The 16,982-nt window shown below is 65.3% G+C and carries 17 protein-coding genes; 5 read left to right on the top strand and 12 right to left on the bottom strand.

Annotation, left to right across the window (positions count from 1 at the left end):
- Nucleotides 1-147 precede the first annotated feature (147 nt).
- Together ACSEEN_RS00425 and ACSEEN_RS00430 are read left to right on the top strand one after the other, a co-directional pair.
- Entirely contained in the window at nt 148-402 is a 255-nt protein-coding gene (locus ACSEEN_RS00425) for a helix-turn-helix transcriptional regulator (protein ID WP_440711946.1), read from the top strand.
- Complete coding sequence (locus ACSEEN_RS00430; protein WP_440711947.1) at nt 399-3,983, top strand: hypothetical protein; 3,585 nt, start codon at nt 399-401, stop codon at nt 3,981-3,983. The genes ACSEEN_RS00425 and ACSEEN_RS00430 overlap by 4 nt, the downstream gene beginning before the upstream one ends.
- A 63-nt stretch (nt 3,984-4,046) precedes the next feature.
- Here ACSEEN_RS00430 and ACSEEN_RS00435 read toward each other — a convergent pair whose 3' ends face one another.
- The 8 genes from ACSEEN_RS00435 to ACSEEN_RS00470 all read right to left on the bottom strand — a co-directional run bounded on the left by ACSEEN_RS00435 (nt 4,047) and on the right by ACSEEN_RS00470 (nt 9,321).
- On the bottom strand, nt 4,047-4,355 hold the full coding sequence (locus ACSEEN_RS00435) for a hypothetical protein (RefSeq protein WP_440711948.1): 309 nt from the start codon (nt 4,353-4,355) through the stop codon (nt 4,047-4,049).
- Nucleotides 4,355-4,933: an antirestriction protein ArdA gene (locus ACSEEN_RS00440; protein WP_440711949.1), complete on the bottom strand. Its 579-nt coding sequence runs from the start codon at nt 4,931-4,933 to the stop codon at nt 4,355-4,357. Before ACSEEN_RS00440 ends, ACSEEN_RS00435 begins: the two co-directional genes overlap by 1 nt.
- A complete protein-coding gene (locus tag ACSEEN_RS00445; protein ID WP_340410638.1) occupies nt 4,930-5,304 on the bottom strand; it encodes a hypothetical protein in 375 nt (124 codons plus the stop codon). The genes ACSEEN_RS00440 and ACSEEN_RS00445 overlap by 4 nt, the downstream gene beginning before the upstream one ends.
- Nucleotides 5,305-5,365: 61 nt before the next feature.
- Nucleotides 5,366-5,812: a hypothetical protein gene (locus ACSEEN_RS00450; RefSeq protein ID WP_440711950.1), complete on the bottom strand. Its 447-nt coding sequence runs from the start codon at nt 5,810-5,812 to the stop codon at nt 5,366-5,368.
- Between the two features lie 76 nt (nt 5,813-5,888).
- A complete protein-coding gene (locus ACSEEN_RS00455; protein ID WP_440711951.1) occupies nt 5,889-6,329 on the bottom strand; it encodes a hypothetical protein in 441 nt (146 codons plus the stop codon).
- Nucleotides 6,329-7,495 (bottom strand): hypothetical protein, encoded by a 1,167-nt coding sequence (locus tag ACSEEN_RS00460; RefSeq protein ID WP_440711952.1) that lies wholly within the window; start codon nt 7,493-7,495, stop codon nt 6,329-6,331. The genes ACSEEN_RS00455 and ACSEEN_RS00460 overlap by 1 nt, the downstream gene beginning before the upstream one ends.
- Complete coding sequence (locus ACSEEN_RS00465; protein ID WP_440711953.1) at nt 7,492-8,070, bottom strand: recombinase family protein; 579 nt, start codon at nt 8,068-8,070, stop codon at nt 7,492-7,494. The genes ACSEEN_RS00460 and ACSEEN_RS00465 overlap by 4 nt, the downstream gene beginning before the upstream one ends.
- A gap of 180 nt (nt 8,071-8,250) precedes the next feature.
- Nucleotides 8,251-9,321, bottom strand: a complete 1,071-nt coding sequence (locus ACSEEN_RS00470) for a hypothetical protein (RefSeq protein ID WP_440711954.1) — start codon at nt 9,319-9,321, stop codon at nt 8,251-8,253.
- Nucleotides 9,322-9,497: 176 nt separating this feature from the next.
- Here ACSEEN_RS00470 and ACSEEN_RS00475 point away from each other — a divergent pair, with 176 nt between their 5' ends.
- The 3 genes from ACSEEN_RS00475 to ACSEEN_RS00485 all read left to right on the top strand — a co-directional run bounded on the left by ACSEEN_RS00475 (nt 9,498) and on the right by ACSEEN_RS00485 (nt 11,324).
- Nucleotides 9,498-9,860, top strand: coding sequence for a hypothetical protein (locus ACSEEN_RS00475; protein ID WP_440711955.1), 363 nt, complete (start codon nt 9,498-9,500; stop codon nt 9,858-9,860).
- Nucleotides 9,861-9,956: 96 nt separating this feature from the next.
- Complete coding sequence (locus ACSEEN_RS00480) at nt 9,957-10,313, top strand: hypothetical protein (protein ID WP_440711956.1); 357 nt, start codon at nt 9,957-9,959, stop codon at nt 10,311-10,313.
- A 234-nt stretch (nt 10,314-10,547) separates the two neighbouring features.
- Nucleotides 10,548-11,324, top strand: coding sequence for a hypothetical protein (locus tag ACSEEN_RS00485; protein WP_440711957.1), 777 nt, complete (start codon nt 10,548-10,550; stop codon nt 11,322-11,324).
- Nucleotides 11,325-11,339: 15 nt separating this feature from the next.
- Here the strand turns inward: ACSEEN_RS00485 and ACSEEN_RS00490 are convergent, their stop codons facing one another.
- The 4 genes from ACSEEN_RS00490 to ACSEEN_RS00505 are packed head-to-tail and all read right to left on the bottom strand — an operon-like array spanning nt 11,340 to nt 16,940.
- The gene (locus tag ACSEEN_RS00490) at nt 11,340-12,239 is read right to left on the bottom strand and encodes a restriction system modified-DNA reader domain-containing protein (protein WP_440711958.1); all 900 of its coding nucleotides are present in this window, start codon (nt 12,237-12,239) and stop codon (nt 11,340-11,342) included.
- Nucleotides 12,236-14,743, bottom strand: a complete 2,508-nt coding sequence (locus ACSEEN_RS00495; RefSeq protein WP_440711959.1) for a GIY-YIG nuclease family protein — start codon at nt 14,741-14,743, stop codon at nt 12,236-12,238. Before ACSEEN_RS00495 ends, ACSEEN_RS00490 begins: the two co-directional genes overlap by 4 nt.
- Nucleotides 14,740-16,302 carry an Eco57I restriction-modification methylase domain-containing protein gene (locus ACSEEN_RS00500; protein ID WP_440711960.1) on the bottom strand — a complete coding sequence of 521 codons (1,563 nt, stop codon included), beginning with the start codon at nt 16,300-16,302 and terminating at the stop codon, nt 14,740-14,742. The genes ACSEEN_RS00495 and ACSEEN_RS00500 overlap by 4 nt, the downstream gene beginning before the upstream one ends.
- Nucleotides 16,299-16,940, bottom strand: a complete 642-nt coding sequence (locus tag ACSEEN_RS00505) for a type III restriction endonuclease subunit M (RefSeq protein WP_440711961.1) — start codon at nt 16,938-16,940, stop codon at nt 16,299-16,301. Before ACSEEN_RS00505 ends, ACSEEN_RS00500 begins: the two co-directional genes overlap by 4 nt.
- Between the last annotated feature and the right edge of the window lie 42 nt (nt 16,941-16,982).

Below are 16,982 nucleotides of genomic sequence, written 5' to 3' on the forward strand. Positions count from 1 at the left end.
CTCCGACCAGCGGACCGGGCCAGGTGCCCCGGACCCCGCCCGGAGCGTCCGCGGGCTCCCCGACACCGGTGCGTATGAGGTCCCTGATCACAGGGGTATCAGCGGCAAACACACTCCTCGCCGAGGTTCTTTGGCGAGGAGTTTTTCATGTCTCATGACATTCCCCCACCGCCCGGCTCTGCGCCGGACGACGCGCGCCTGAGGGGTGCGCTGTCGCCGGCCGAGGCGGGTCGGTACATCGGTGACTTCAAGGTCACGACCTTGGAGCGCTGGCGCAAGCGCGGCATCGGTCCCGCATACGTGCAGGTCAACGGCAAGTCGATCGTGTATCGAGTGTCTGATCTCGACGAGTGGTTGGCGGCCAACGTCGTGCGCCCGGGCGAGTCCGGCGGTGCAGTATGAACACCCGGACCCGCACCCGCACTCGCGTGGGCGCCCTGATCGCTGCTGTGGCCGTTGCAGGCGGCGTCGTATTTGGCGCTGGGCCGGCCTCCGCCGCCCCGCCCGACTCGCTGGTGTCCAAGGTCGGCAAGGGCTTTGCCGAGCTCGTGGACCAGGAGATTTCCTCGTTGTGCATGGGCAAGGAGGACACCGGCCGCGAAGACGACACCTCGAACTCGACCACCACCCCTGCTCCCAGCACGTCGCCGGCACCCGACGTCCCCTCCGCCGGCTGCGACACCAACGACACCGAACTCCAGAAGGCTGCGGAGAAGTGCCTGCCGTCCGGTGGCAAGACCAAGGCCACCGCCGAGGAGGTCTCGGCGGACAAGGACGAGTTCCTCAAGTGCATGGCCGAAGAGGGCTTCGGCGAGACTGAGAAGGAAGAGGAAGCCGACACCGAGACCAAGGACGCCGTCCAGGACCTGTCCCTGGCGCGTGCTGGTGAATCGCTGAGCGCCTTCTATGTGAACGGCCTGTCCCCGGACGGCGGCGATGATGACCGTGGTGGCGACGAGGCGCCTGCGACTGAGTCGCAGGCCCCCACCACGACGGACGACGCCGAGGCTACAGGGCTGGCGGCATGGGCGTCGTTGCTGTCGTCGGGCGCGACCGCCGGTGGTTTCATCGCGGCCCCGAACAAGGAGAAGGGCGAGTCGTCGTCGTGGATCTTCGGTGCCGGCGACGCACGGAACGACGCGACTCTGGATGTGAGGTCGCTGGATCGTTCGACGGCGGCAGACGCCGCTGACAAGGGAGCCGAACAGTACATTTTGTATGGCGCGACCCTCAATGCGCTCGGCCTCGACTCGTCGGCGGCCAAGGACGAGGGATCGTCGGGCTTCCGCTACATGAGTGGCACGGCGCTCATGGCGGCGTACACCGCCGCCGGTGCCGTCGATGCCGTGTTCGACGCTGTGCTGGGCGTCCTCCAGAAGCTGAATCCCTTCAGCTGGATGGCCGATGCGTTGCGCGACGCCGGCACACCGGCTTCGTACACCGAGGGCATGAAAGGCAACGCGTCGTACAGCGACGACAGCGGCACCCTCGACGAGATCAAGGACTTCTTGTCGAAGTTCTTCGTGCTGCTGCTCGATTTCAGCTGGACCGTGACGGTTCCCGGCCTCATCGGCTTCACGGTCATCGCCCTGCTCTTGAGCAGGAAGAAGAGCCCCGGTTCCCGACTCAAGACGTTGGGCATCCGCGTCGCCTTCGTTGCGATCGGTCTCCCCCTGATCGGCGGCCTGTACACCGGCATCCTGAGCGGTCTGGCTGGCGGCGCGGACAACGCTGCGTCGTCGAACGCGACCAAGGTGGCCTTGTCGACGGTCGTCGATTTCCAAGCGTGGGCGGATCAGCGTCTCGGCCTGCCCGAGACCGCGCCTGACCTGGTCTGGGACCGCGCGATCGACGGGCCGACTGCTCGAACGGTGGCCGACGGTCGACGCGCCGCATTGGCGATCAACGCGCAGATCAGGCCGGAGTGGAAGAAGTTCGGTCCGAAGTCGGGCGATGAGGACGTCGAGTGGAACGAGAGCATGATGGATTCGGAGCTCGCCGCTCCGAATCCGCAGGAGAGCCGCAATCCGTTCGGATCGACGTTGGACCTGCTCAAGAGGTACACCAGCGGTGAGCAGATCTCGGCCGGCGCATACGAGACCGGCGTGAAGCGCGGCCTCACCGAGGCAGCGGCGAACGGTCGTGGCGCGACGGTGCTCAAGTGGGTCACTGATCTCACGGACCCGTCGAAGTTGTCGAAGATGACGGCCGAGGATGTGTCCAAGATGCAGAACCCGCTGATCGGGGTCCTCCCCGACCGCGGACTGGCCGGCGAGCCGGGCGCGAACGCCCTCGACATGAAGTTCAAGAGCGGCACCGATGCGTATTGCCCCTCGTGGAAGGTCGTCGCCGATGGGTGGGACGGCAAGGCCGATCCGCTGACCGGGTGCAACATGAGCCCGATGTCGATGTTCAACTACTTGAACACGAGTTGGGATGGCAGCACCGGCGTGAAGCTCTTCTCGCCGCGCGATTCGTCGTCGGCGTACGCCCGTGACCAGCACATGTCGGCGAACTTGCACGGCGGCGGAGCGATGACGTTCGTCTACTGGTTCTCGGCGATGACTCTGCTCGTATCGTTCGCCTTGATCGGCTTCCTCTACGCCTTCGGCCTGATGACGGCCATGGTTCGCAGGGTCGTGACGATCCTCGGCGCCGCGCCGTTTGCGCTCCTCGGCTTCACCGGCGGCATCGCCAAGGTCATCGTCGCGGCGACCAGCGCCCTCGTCGAGATCATCGGCACGCTCGTCATTTACAGGCTGATGACGATGCTCATGATGATCGTCCCGACGCTCCTCGAACGCCCGCTCTCGGCGCGTGCGAGCGACGTCGACGGCGACGAGGCGGTGGGCTTGGCCGGCGCCGGCATGGGCCTGGCGATCGAAGCGTTCGACAACCCGAAGACGGCGGTCATGGTGATCGCCTTGGTCGCGTCGATCGGCGTCATCATCTTCACGATGGTCGCGGTGAAGGTCCGGTCGCACCTGATCGCGGGCTTCGACGCCGCGATGTCGCGGGTGCTCAACAAGTTCCTGGAGACTGACGTGAGCAGCGGAGCCGACGCGCAGCCTGGTGCGCTGCGTCAGGGTCTGACCCGCGGCGCCGGCATGGCTGCGACCAGCGCGATCATGCGCGGCGGCAGCGGTGGAGGTGACGAGACCGGTGGTGCTCCTGGTGGAGAAGGCGGCGAGGGTGGCGTCGAGCAGGGAACCGGTGAGGGCGTACCTGGTGCTGGGGACGGCTCGATGAGCGTGGATGCCGACGGCGGCCTGCTGGACCGCGCCGGCAACCCGGTCAAGAACGCCGACGGGTCGGCGGCCACGGCCGCCGGATTCCTCGGCGGCGACGGTCCGCTCACCGACGGCAGCGGAGGCGAGATCATCGGCGCCAGTGGTTCCCCGCTGACGGCCGACGACGTGACCGGCTTCGGGCCCGGCGGCGAGCTGCTGGGAGCCGACGGTGCGCCGATCACCGACGGCAACGGCAACCCGCTGACCAACGCCAACGCGGCGAAGGCCGCCGGCGACCTCGCTGGTCAGAAGGCGATGGCCGACCGGGTGATGGCCAACGGCCTGTCGAACCAGGAGGGTTCGGCCGGCGTGCCGGTCGGGGCCCTGGGCAACTTCGGCGGGGTCTCTCCGACGGCGGCACCGGTGGAGACCTCGGCGGCTCCGCGGCCGGGCAACCTGCGGGCGGACGGCGACGGCGACTCCGGTGTCGTGCGTCAGGCGGCCAGCATGGCCGCCGTCCAGGCAGCGCAGCAACGGCTGTCGGGCGCGGGACGTGGTCAGGGCACCTTGGCACGGACCGTGCGGGAGTCGATGAGCGGCAAGAGCGCCGGCGGCCAGAGCGGCGGCGGAGGCACCGGCATGACCGGCCTGCCGCGAGCGCAGCGACCGGCCGGCTCGGGCCTGGGCACCACGGCGATCACCGCCGCGACCGCGGGCATGATGCCGAAGCGAGGCGGTGGTAGCGGCGACTGACTCGCCGGACTAGGAAAAGAAACCCCCTCACCTGGACAATTCCAGGTGAGGGGGTTTCTGCTATCAGTCGGCAGGAAGGACGTAGACCGGCACCACACCCAACTCGTCGAGCAGGTCCGGCCAGCCAATGCCGTTGTAGGACGGGAACACTTCGTCGAGCTGCTGGCCGGCGCTCAGCGCCCGCCAGTCGGCGTCGTCCTCGCGCTCGGCGAAATGACGTTGCACCCGCTCGATCGTCGCGATGCGCAGGCCGCCGGACGCGGCGGTGTAGCCGACCCGGCAGCCCTGTGAGGCCGCATCGTTGGCGATGTCGTCGTGCCACGCCTCGGGGACGAGGTCGACGGCCAGGTCGAGCGGTGTCAGGTCGGTCATCACAGGCTCCTGAAGATGTGCAGATTGCCGTCGGCGTCCCGCTCAGTCATGTAGTCGTACGCGAGGTCTCGGGCCCAGGCGCGCATGTCGAAGTACGCCTGGAGGCTCTCGGGCACATCGGACAGTAGGCCGATGTCCTCGGCAAGGTCCTCGGCGAAGTCCTGGAAGCTGTCCCAGCCGGACCCGCAGTACGCCTCCTCGAAGTCGGACAGGACAGGGAAGTCGGTGTCACCCTCGGCGATGTAGCTGCCGCTACGGACCCAGGCGCACAGGGCCGGCCACTGCTCGGCACCGACCCCCTCGTAGATCTCGCCCCACTTCGCGGCTTCGGTCGGGTCCATCTCACGGCGCACCGGCCAGTCCCCGTCCAGATCGAGAACGTAAAGCTCGTCATCGTCGTCATACGGCACGCCGGTGCCCTTGTGCAGGTCGGCGACGGTAACGCTGCCCGCGTCGGTCGCGTCGTACCACTCGCCGATCAGGCGCGGCACGCCGTCGTGCGACCCGTTGTACGCGGCGAGGGAGCCGATCCAAACGCGAGGGCGGTCGGGTTCGGTGATGGCGACAGAAGGCTTCATGCCCATGGGAGTGCCCTTTCGAGTGCGTCGGAGTTGATCGATTCACCTGTGACGAGTCGGTGTTGCTCGCAGGCGTTTTCGAGTTGGCTCGGCTCGACGAGGAAGGTCCAACACCTCGCCCCACCGTCGCCGTCGGTGAGCATTACGCGGGCACCGTCGGGGATCTCGACACCAATGTCGCCCAGCAACTCGCGGGCGACTTCAGCGGCTTGGGTCGGTGTGTAGAGGTGGTCGACATCGCTCGGCACCAGGCCGTTTGCGCTGTTGTATGCCTCGGCGGCAGCCTCGCGGCTCATGCCGCGGGCTCCCGGCGATAGCCGGCCGGCGGTGATGTGTCGCTCGATCCAGGGATCGCAGAGAATAGTGGTCATGACGGGCCCTCCCTCGGTGTGATCGTTCGAGGTGGAGGCCGTCGACGGCTCTGCCGGCGTGCTACCCGTAGGAATCGACTTTCAGGCCGATGAGGTGCTCGAAGTCGATTGGCGCACTGAGGATCTCGACTTCATACGCAGCAGGAACGTTCGCGTATTGCGACCCCTCGCCGGTGTACTGCCACAAGTGGTCGTAGCACCAGTCGTCGGCGTACTCGTCATCGCGGGGCGCAGGCACGGTGACGTCGTAGACGTGGGTGAAGGTCGCATCCGGGTACGAGTTCGTGACCCGGATCTTCACAGCGATCTCGGTCGTGGCGGCACGGGCGAGCATCCGGGCGAGGTCCAGCGCCGTCGCCGGGGTAAAAGCCATGATATCGGCACTGTCGCTCATCACGGAGACGATCGGCTCGGCGCCGTCGCGGACGTCGTCGGTGCGTGTGACGACAACCTTCGCACCGGACCTGGTTGTGGTGCTTGTTGCGGGGGACGCATTGGGAGTGGACATGTGAGAAGCCTCCTCGACGGTGATCGGTCGAGGAGGCTCTCGTGGACGGCTGCGCCGTCAATGACTGCCAGGCGGCTTAGTTCAGATCCGGCAACGCCATGAACTCGACGGATGTCAGCACCGGCACATTAAGCTCCCGAGCCTTGGACTGCACAGCTTCGTCATCGGAGACGACAACCCACGTCGGACCGAACAGCTTGTCCGCGTTCTTGCTCTCTCCGTCGAGTGCGCACGCGATGATCAACGGGTCGGCATTGCCCTGGTTCGCGTAGAGGTTCAAGAGCTTGCTGTCTTCGCTCGGCACGGTAGCCAACACCGTGACCAGCTGCCTCAGCACGCCCGGGCTCGTTCGGTACTCCCGCTTCGCCAGTATCGGGTAGTCGGGGTAGTCGCGGGCCTCGTGCAGCACCTCGGTCGGGATGTGGCACCGCGCGGTGAAGAAGGTTCCTGCTCGAATCTCAGCGGTCAGCTTCGTCAGGACGTTGTTGTCGATGAGGTACTGCGGGTCGTCGTCCACTACCCGACCTCTGCTCTCAACTCGCCGAGCTGAGCCGGTTTCAGCATTCCGCAGCACACGACCCGGCAGAAGTGCGCCGGCTTGACCTTGCCGGCGTCGAGAGCATCGAGCATGCGGCTCACCAGTTCGCGTCCGGCGTACTTCTTCACGGCTCTCGGCGGGAGCGGGCTCCGGCCCCCACGCTTCGATCGATTCGCGTGGCGCTGCCGCAGCTCAGTCAGGTGCGCATCAGCGGTCTCGAAGTCCAGCAGTTTCAAGTGCAGTGCACGAACGGTGATCGCGCTCGGGGTGACTTTCAACAGCGTCGCGGCGGCCTCGATCTCGTCGAGGGTCGCCAGGGGCAGCAGCCTCATCTCGTCGACGGGCATCAGCATCTGCTCGACGATCTGGTACTCGCGGCCAGGAGCGGCCCCGGTTACCGTCGAGCTGTACTTGACCGGCATGAACTTCTTGTGCGCGATCAGGACCGTCAGCAGTGCGAGGGTGAAGACCTGTCGGCCATAGAGTTCCTCCGCGTCCGGCTCGTTCGCCAAGAAGATGTAAGGCACCTTCTTGTCCTTGATCGCCATACCACTGAACTTCACCTTGAGCCGCTGAGGCATATAGTTCTGCACGCTGCGTGCCACCAGGATCTGGTTGGACTCCAGCAGTTCGATCAGTAGGTCCAGTGCGGCCTCCTTGTTCTTGGCGGCCAGGACGTCGACGCGCGTCAACCCGACCGCCTCCATGAGCGTGGCGGCGTCCTCTTCGACCGTTGTTCCCGGCCGTCCGAGCAACCCGACCAACTTGTTCTGGGTCAAGGTGGTGTCGTGCTGCTTCAGCAGCGCCTGCTTGCGTAGCAGGTCCTTGACAATGAGTTCGATCCGGCGAAGCTCGACTGTCTCCCGAGAGTTCACGGAGAACGTGTCCTTGCTGATCCCCTCCAGGAGCTTCCTCGTCTTGGTCGCGACCTGGGCGCGAACGAGATCGATCGGAGCGAAGAACAACGAGTACGGGATCTCTCCCTTGCGCGCGAGCCACACGAGCTTCTCGAACTTGATCGACCCTTTGTCCAGCGCGCGCTGGTAGTCCACGTACTCACTGGCGACTGAGTTCTCCAGCAGCACGACGAAGACGTCGTGGTCGATCGGAACACTGTCCCCGTCGATGAGGACGTTGATGTTCACGCGGTCTGCCCTCTGGTGGCACTGTCCCCGGCGAGCGCCTTGTGCACTGTGCCGACCGACACCGCGACGCCACGGGCGATCTCGCGCACGGACTCGCCCTTCTCCCGTCGAGCGAGGATGGCCGCGCGCTTGTCGTCGTCGAGGACCGTCGGTCGGCCGCCGACCTTGCCGCGGCGCCGTGCCGCCTCCAGACCGTTCTTCGTCTTTCGGCTGATGTCTCGGCGGCGGTCCTCGGCGAGGGCGAGCGCCAGGTCCAGAACGAGACTGCGCTCGGTGTGCTCGCCGGCTGCGATGCCGTCGAGGACCTTCACGCCGACGCCGCGCTCGAAAAGCGCGTTGAGCGTGATGAGGCCCTCCAGCAGATTGCGGCCGAGGCGGTCGACCTCCTGCACGGTGAGCAGGTCGTCGGCGCGGACGTACTCCAGCGCTGCCTCCAGGCCGGGGCGGTCGTCGACGGAGAGCTTGCCCGAGACCTTCTCCTCGAAGACCTTGATGCAGATGGGGTCGAGCGCGTCGTGCTGACGACGAGTCTCCTGCTTGTCGGTGCTGACGCGCACCAGTCCTACGAGCGCCACGAGGCCTCCTTGTTCAACAATGGTGTTCACACAGTCGCCCTGCCGTTGATCCCAGCCTACCGTAAATGAACGGGTTGTTGAACAGTGATCGGACGCCGGGCGCGGCGAATCACGTTGGCGTTGCCGAGCGTTCACGATGTTCGCGCAACGACCGTTTGTTGAACGGTCGTTTGCCGATGTCTACGGGCCGGTCAAGTGGTCGGTGTCATTTGCCGCCAGCAACGCGGATTTCGGCAAGTACCGCTTGTTCTGCACGAACGCCGACCCTCGCCCGGTCTTCCGGTGCAGAATCGGCGCGGACCGCTTGAGTGTGTCGGGCGAGTCCTTAGTCGAGAGAAGGAAGACTTGGTGCTGGTCGCCAGCGTCCCAGCCGTTGGCGAGGCCGTAACCCATCGCTCGGGCCACATGTTTGTCTACGGAATCCGAGGATTTCTTCAACGCTTGCTGCTCGTCTGGCGTCCACCTGGTGGGGACGACGATGTCGAGGATCTTGGGAAAGAAGGGGTCGATCTTCTTGTCGTGGTAGAAGCCCATGTACTCGACAGGGGCGAATGATCTACCAGCGGGGCAGACGTAGGCGGCAACGTGTTCGTACATCGCGACGGCCATATCCGCGCTCGCGCCCACGATGACGACGTCATCGCGGGGTGATACGGGTCGGGTGGCGGCAATCTTCGAAACGCTCTCGATGCTCTCCAGCCACGTCCTCGCGGCCGGGTCTATCCACTCGACGAGGGACAGTAGCTTCTTCAGTTCTATGGCTGGGTCGAAGTCAAGAAGAGAGTCCTGGTGCGCGCACCGATTGCGGAGTCTGTGCATGTCTGCGACCGCTTTGTGCACGGCCGGTCTCGTTCCTGGGGATTTTGGGAATGCGTTATGTAGGCAGGTTCGCCAGAGCTCGTCGTTCTCTGCCCCCTTGTCGAGCAGGTTGAGCCAGAAACCGAGCGTTAGTTCAGAGATGATCGAGTCCGGGCTGGCGATCTTGGTTTCGCTTTGGCGACGCTTCTTGGCGGCTTCGACAACCGTTGGCAATTCTTGCTGCCACGGGTAGCTGAGGGGGTGGGTCTTCTCCAACTGAGTCATCATCGCGTTTCGGAGAAGGACTTCAGTGTGGTGGAAGCACTCAACCAGTGCAGACGCGACGTGCGCGTTCCATTCGTAGAGCGACCACGCCAAATCCTCGTCGTCGTCGCAAGCGGCCAAGAACGGTTTGAATCGAGCAGTTGAGACCCAGGACACTTTACGGAGCATGCCGCCGATGTTATCGTTAGATCCATGCCGCCTCTGACTGCATAGTCAAGCGGTGGGGTCCGGAAGTTGCCTCTGTCGCAGACACGCATGCCGGACCCCTTCTGGTTCTGCGTCACGGCTGGCTCACGACCGCGACGATCCCGAAGTTTGTCGCGGTGCCCGGATAGTCTGCGGGCATGACGAACTACAGCAGACCTCCGACCGACGAGCAGATCGTCGAGACGTTCAACGAGTGGGTGCGTGAGCGGGCCGACGCCGGGGTCATGCTCGCGCAGTCCGTGACGTCGGTGTCGTTCGCCGATGGCCGGTTGACGGTGGTTCTCGATCCGGCGAAGTCGAGTGCTCAGTACTGGGCGCTGTTGGAGTGCTCGCCGTACGACAACCACGCAGAGTTGTTCGGCGTACCCGCAGCATTCGATGACGAGGATGGAATCTGGCTGCGCGGACGGGTGGCCGAGGTCGAGGTCGTCGATGTCGACGGACGCCCGCTGGGCACGCTTACCACAGCTGAACTGAACGACAAGGCGGTCGGGCGGTAGCTGTCTGGCGATAGAGAACGAGACCCCGTCGGCCGATGGCGGGGTCTGTTGCTGTCTGGATCAGTTCTTGTCGCACCGCTTGATCCAGGCGGCCGCGTGGTCGACAGCGTCGTTCAGACTGTCGGCGGAGCCGGCGCCGTCGAACAGCGGCGGGTCGCTCTGCACGAGCCAGTGGGCGCGGCCGGTGGTGATGTTGACGTCGATGGTGACGATGAGCTGTGGGTGGCGCCCGCGATGGACCCACCCTGGAGCTTCAGGACAGACGAAGACGACGATCTCCCCACAACCGCGCTGGGTTGGGAGTGCTTCATCTCCGAGTTGTCGCACCTGACCGCCGGACGACGGTCACTCCTCGGAGGCGGGGCGTGGGAGTCCAAGCGAGGCACGCTCGGCGCCAAGATGGAGCGTGTGGCCTGGTCCCGCTTGCAGCAGGTGCTGAAGTACGGCAAGTGAGTAGGTGGCGTCCGGGTCGAGAGGCCCGGACGCCACCACGCTGCTGAGGCGACCGGATCTCTCACGCGCGGTATGTACGTTAGAGGTACCTTCAAATGCGACTCCCTGCGTACAGGCTTTACGTACGCTCTCTGGCCCAGGTGGCGGCGATGGCCGCCGGGTGTACGGTCACCGACCGGCTTGCGGACAGTGCGGGTCGGTCGAATTGTCGGACCTCGGTCATATGGTTGAAGCATGAGCGAGAAGAAGCCTTACAAGGTGCCGAGCACAGGCATGGAGTACAACGAGTTCGCCGGGTCGCTCGGGCCCTACGGCAACGGCAACCCGATCAACACCGAGCTGCACGTGCGGTACGGGGTCCGGGGCGGGCGGTACTACGACTGGACGATCGAGGTGGTCGGGCGCGAGGGCGACGTCGACTCGTTCCGAGAGACCGGCGAGCGCCCGGTGCGGTACGTGATGGACTCGTTCTCGGTGGAGGACGGCGCAGTCGTGCACCGTGTGCGGACCGGCGGCGGACCTGACGACTTCGAGACGACCGTGGCCAGGAAGCTCTACGCCGGTGACGGCGCGCTGGTGGACACCGGGTACGACTTCTTCTTGAAGCAGCTGGCGGACACCTGGGAGCAGCGGCACGAGGTGCGTGACCCGCGCACGGTGGCCACGTTCGGGTTCGCGGCCCAGAACCGCAACCCGGAGTTCCGCGACGGCGATCACTCGTGGGTGCGCAACACCATCGTGTGCATCGACGACGACTCGGCCGACGATGTGGTGGTCGAGCGCCTCAAGCACTACTTCCCCGACGGCGGGACCGTGGGCGTGCACCTGCGCAGCGCCAGCCGGATGAAGTTCCTGAAGGTCGGGCGCGGGGTGGACGCTGAGGAGAACTCGTTCGAGCTGGACGACGACGAGGCGGGGTCGTTGAAGGCGACCGGCTACGCCTCGATGGGGATGATGGTCGACACGATCTACCGCGGGGACGACTGGATCGACGACACGTTCATGTCGTGAGCCGGGGACCGCGAGCTACTGCGCCTGCTGGGCGTCGGCGTACTGGTCGCGCAGCGAGTCCAGCACGGGGCCGGTCGGGCTCCCGATGTGCCAGGTGATCCAGCCGTTCGAGGAGAGCACCTGCGCCGTCTCGTCGCGACTGCTGTTGAGGGCGGTCTGAGCGGCTTTGCTGACCGAGCTGTAGGCGACGCCGCCGACGACGATCTCGCCCTGTGTGGACACGGTGCCGGTCGCGGTGGTGCCGGCCTGGCTCAGGTGCAGTTCAGTGCCCGCGCTGATCAGCCCGGCGGCCACCAGCTCGGGCAGCTTGGCCTTCTTGGTGCGGCGCCCGCGCCGCGGGGAGGTGGCCGGCGGCACGGCGGTATCGGCAGCCGCGTCGGCAGGCCCCTCGGCGTCCTCGTCCTCGTCGGGCAGGTCTGCGGGCTTGTGCACGTCGAGCCCTGCCAGTCGGACCGCCGACAGGATGGAGCCGAGCAGCTCGTCCAGGCTGAGCTCCATGTGCCGAGGCAGGGTGTCATCGCGGTCTTCCTTGCCGCGGTGGACGGTGATTCCGGGTATCGCGGCCAGCTCGGCGGCCAGGCGGCCTTCCAGGTAGCCGACGTCGGCACTGGTGAAACCGTGGCTGGTGTCCCGTTTGACCACTAAAGCGCGCTGCCAGTCGATCTGAGGGTCGCTGTTGTGCGTGCTGATCCGTCCGCGGAGCTTGACCGATTTGCCGACATAGACGATGCCCGAGCCGTCGGTGGTCATCAGGACGTAGACGCCGGGCACGGTCCAGTCGTCCGTCGGGAGGTTCTGCCAGTCCCGGCGGTGGAAGTAGCCCACGCGCAATGCGTGGGTGGTGAAGTCGGCGACGACCGGGGCGGTGGTTGACGCGGGGATCTGGACGTTGACCGCGATGACCTGAGCGCTCACGAAGGGCTTCCCGTCTCGACGGTGTCCCACAGACCGATCTGCTCGTGGGCGTGGCGATGCTCGCGCTCCTCGGGCGTCAGGGCGTAGTCCAGGCTCGCGGACTCGAAGCGCTTGAACTGGTAGATCGCGTGGTTGAGGTGCTGGGTGTTGAAGAGCCCGATGTCGTTGAGCGTCTTGAAGTCTTCGACGGTCAGGCCAGTGACGCGTTCGAACAGCGTTGAGTCGAGGGACTCGATGACGTCCTTGAGGGCTTCCTCGCGGTAGTCGGTGACGTACATGAAAACCGGGATCTTGGCGAGGAACTTCTGCAGCTTCTCGCGGATCTCCTTGCGCCGGTTGGCGGTCTCGGTCTGCTTCTTCTTCTGGTCCGGGTCCAGCTTGCCGCCCTGGTCGCGCTTGGCCTTCTTGAGGTCCTTGGTATTGGTGATGACCTGCTCAGCGTTGTCTACCAGCGCTCGGAAGTCCTCGATGTTCTCCAGGGTCTCGATCAGGTCCGGACGGTCGAGCACCGCGGCCAGGGTGCGTTCGTTTACGTCGACGAGCAACGGCGAGTTCCATCGACTCGCCAGAGCCGTGGCCCCGACGCCGGCGGTGGCCCAGTCGAGCACGGCGCTGGCATCGAGCGGGCGCATGGAGCCGCCGGAGAAGCCGTAGATCGGCAGGTAATTGATCAGCTCGCCGATCGCCTGCGACGGAGTGGTGTCGCCGGTCGCCGCCAGCTTGCTGCCGTACTCGGCGACCAGGCTCAGCGCGCGGTTGGGGTCGAACTCGAAGACGTAGCAAGTCGGCTTCAGCACATCGATGCCACCCTCGGGGTCGCGATAGGCCCAGGGTGACTGCACACGGAATGCGGCCTGGAAGTAGGACTCGGGGCTCTTGAGCGAGCGCAGCATGAGGATCGCGCCCCACTCGCGCACGGTCACGCCGGTCATCAGCTTGCCGCAGGACAGCGTGATCGAGCCGACGCCGTCGCCACGCTTGACGTCGGCGATCGCGCGCTCGACCGGCGGCAGCGCCGCGGCGCCCAGGCCGGCCTTGTTGCCTGCCGCGACGACGATCTCGAACTGGGAGAAGTACGGGTGGGCAACGAGCATGTCGGCCATCGCGAAGCACGCGGCGACGTTCGGCAGGTACCAGACAGAGTGCTTGATCGCGTCCTTGAAGCGGTACGACTCGTACGGGAATGGCGGCTTGTCTTGGACCTGCACCTGGAGCTTCATCTGGTCGCTGAGCTTGCCGCGAAGCATCTCGAGGAACTCGGCGACCTCGTCGGGCCGATCGAAGACCGACTCGCTGCCGACCTTCTTAGCGGCGAAGGTGGCGTTGAGGCTAAACCCATCGAACTCCCCGTCCTCGGCGTACTCGGCGGCGCCGGTACCCATGTCGTATGCGTACATCTCCATGCCCGGCAGCGACAGGTAGGGGTTCGGAAGATCGGGGTCGGCCCAGTGCGCCTTCTCGCGCTGCTCGTCGACGTAGGTCCAGTTGAAGATCGCGTCCTCAGTGAACTCGCCGTCGGTGATCGCCCGGAACGGAGTGCCCGACAGGTACAGGTAGTGGCCCGCGGTGACGTCGAGCTCGTCGTCGATCTCCTCGGTGGTGACTTCGTCTTCGGGTTCCTCCGCGCTGGTCTCGGCGTCGGCCTTGGTCTCGCCGGTGGCCTCGTACAACGAGCGCGCCGAGTCGCGCCACGCGCCGAAGTGGTACTCGTCGAGAATGATCGCGTCCCAGTCGATGAGGTGGATGACCTCGTTGCGGACCTTGATGTTGCCGTTGGCGTCGCGTCCGCCCAGGTCCTGGAGGGAGGCGAACCACACCACTGGCCCGTCGTAGTCGGCGGCGGCGTAGCGATCGGCCTCGTCGGTGGTCTTGTCGATGTACAGCCACCCGTCGAAGTCGACGTGCGAGAGCAGGTCATCATGCCAGGCGGTGGCGACCGCGGGCTTGAAGGTCAGCACCAGAACGCGCTTCCAGCCCATCTCCTTGGCCAGCTGGTAGGTCGCGAAGGTCTTGCCGAACCGCATCTTCGCGTTCCAGAGGAACTTCTGGGCCCGGCCGTCGGCGTGGTCGCGGAAGTAGGCAGAGGTCACCTCGACCGCGGCGCGCTGCTCCGGGCGCATGGCGAAGGTCTGGTTGCGCCTGGCCTGGAAGGCGATGCCGGAGCGCACGACGGCGATGGCGGCCTTCACCTCGTCGAGGGTGGCCTCGAACCATTCGCCTCCGGTGCGGGTGATACCGGCGGCGACCAGCGCAGCATGCACGTCGTGGTCGGAGAACTCGGTGCCGTCAACGCGGACCGCGGGCTCGTCGAGGAGGATATCCACGCCCTTGAGACCGGGGTAAGCGGTGTTGAGCTGCTGCCTGATCCGGGCCCGGGCCGTAGTCTTGGTGGTCTCGCCGACCTTGATGAGGCCGTGGCCGGCCACCAGCGCCGATCCCTCGGCGCGCTCCCAGGGCTCGTCGTCCTTGCCAACGACGGTGTAGGCGTAGATGCGGTTGGTCATGCACCGGCCCCGTTGTCGAGCGGGCGGACCATACTCTCGACGAAGGCGATCTCCTCATCGGTCAGGCCGTACTTGGTGTAGAGATCGGCGTCTGTCCAGATTCGGTCCCAGGTCTGAGTCGGAACGAACCCGTACACCTTGCTCGTCACGTGCTGAGATGCCTTGCGGAGCTGGATCAGGAATCGAGGCAAGCGGCAAGCCAGGTACGAAAGCACGCTATCGGCCTCGCCCTCGGTGCGGAGGGGAGCGATGCAGAGGTAGGTCTCGGATGAGACAGAATCGGGTTCGCCCTTGAACGGGGTGCTGATGACGCGGTGTGGGTAGGTGTCCTTGTTGCCCGTGCCGGGCGCGGCGTAGCTTACATAGACCTTCCAGACATCAATGAGGTTATTGCCGGAGGTGATCTCGTCGCGATGGACGAAGCCGGTTCCACCGTTCCGGTAGAGCTTGACGTCCCCCGGTTTCTCTCTGGAGTGACCTTTGAATGTGGTGTCGAACCCGAATCGCTTTCGGGGACCGACCAGCTTCGCGAAAGACCGGACCTCAGGCAAGGACAGCGTGTCGGTCTGTCCGGTTTCGATCTGCATGACCTTCTTGAGGATGGAGACGCCCTCGTTGAATCGGATGAATACATCGGCACCGGGCTCAACTAGCGGCCTAGTGGCCGTCGAGACCGGCCAGTCCTTGTACCGGGTGGTTACCGTGCATGCACCGGGATGATCGCGGTCCCACAAGAAGAACGAGACGCCACCTTTCAGCCCGATTCCAGGGAACGGATCAGATGCGCTCAGGTAGTCGGTGAGAGATCGGATGCGTCCGTCGTTCAGGAAGGTGTCCCGGAACTTATCGAGGCCCTTCCCACCGGAGAACCAGCGCGAGGGGATGATCATGGTGATGTAGCGAGGGTTCAGGCGTACAGCAGACTGCACGAAGAGGTGGTACAGGTTCGTGGCGCTCTTACCGTGCCCACCGTCTTCGAGGTGGTAGGGCGGATTGCCGACGATGACGTCGAACTTCATGTTGGCCATCTCCTGCGTGGGGTAGGCGTCGTGGATGAACGAGTAGGCGTACTTCTCGCGTGAAGCGCCGCGGTCAAGGCTCTTGGGCGCACGGCAGATCCTGCACTTGTCGTCGCTGTCGAAGTCGTGCTCGGCCGGGACAAACGGGATGTTGCCTGCGGGGTCGTCGAAGCGGACAACGCTGTAGTCTCCGGAGGCGTCTGCGGCGCAGTACACGCTGCGGCGCGCGATGATGCCCGTCATCTCGGTGACCGAGGTGCCGAACAGCATGTTTCGGAAGATGTGCTCGCGGCGGGCGACGAAGTCCGGCTCCCAGTCGGCAAGACCGTTCATCAGCCGCACTGCGATCTCGCGCAAGAAGACGCCCGACTTGCTGAACGGGTCGAGCCAGCGGCATTCCGGGTTGCTCCAGACCTCGCCGGGCAAGAGGTCCAGCATCGCGTTGACCAGCTTCGGCGGGGTCGGGACCTCGTCATTGGACAGCTGGGCCAGGCAGTCGAGGATGTCGGGAATGTGCTGGCGACTGGGTACGACGCTCATGCACTGATCCGTTTGGGCTCGGTGACAACAGGCTCAGGATTGGCCAGCAACAGCGCGTAATGGACCGGCTTGCTGTCGACCTTCGGCACGGCGAACAGGTCGAGTTGGTCCTGCTCTGCGGCGACGGTCGACCACTCGCGAGTGAAGGTTCCGTTGGGGCTGGCGTGGTAGTCAACCCATTCGATGGTGTCCAGGTCCGTCAGGGTATCGGCAAGAACGACGTTGGTGCGCAGGATGGCCTCGACGGCGCCGACGAAGCCAGCGGTCGCCTCACAGGTGTTCAGGTCGTTGTCCAGGTGCGAGATGATGACACTGCGCAGCCGGTCTTTCGACTCGGCGACGTTCTCTGCGTCGATGTCGATTGCATAGATCGACGCCAGTGCGCGCAGGATTCGGTGCTCGTACTGCTGGCCGGTCTGGTAGCGCTCGCGCGTGACGAAGGCAAGCTTGCGGACCAGGATTTCTTCGAGGAAGTTGCCGGACCCCGCCGCGGGCTCGAAGAACTTTCGGTCGGTGTTGCGCGGGTCCTCGGCGTTGGGAAACATGTCGGGGACCAGATCGAGCATGGCGTTGACTTCGCGCGAGTGGGTGTAGACCTCGGCGAGGTCGCGAACTCGTTGGCGCGTCTTGATCTGCATGGCCTCATCTTTCCAGGTGCGGGTGACAATCCGGGATAGGCT

This window comes from Gordonia marina (assembly GCF_052036135.1).
Lineage (GTDB): Bacteria > Actinomycetota > Actinomycetes > Mycobacteriales > Mycobacteriaceae > Gordonia.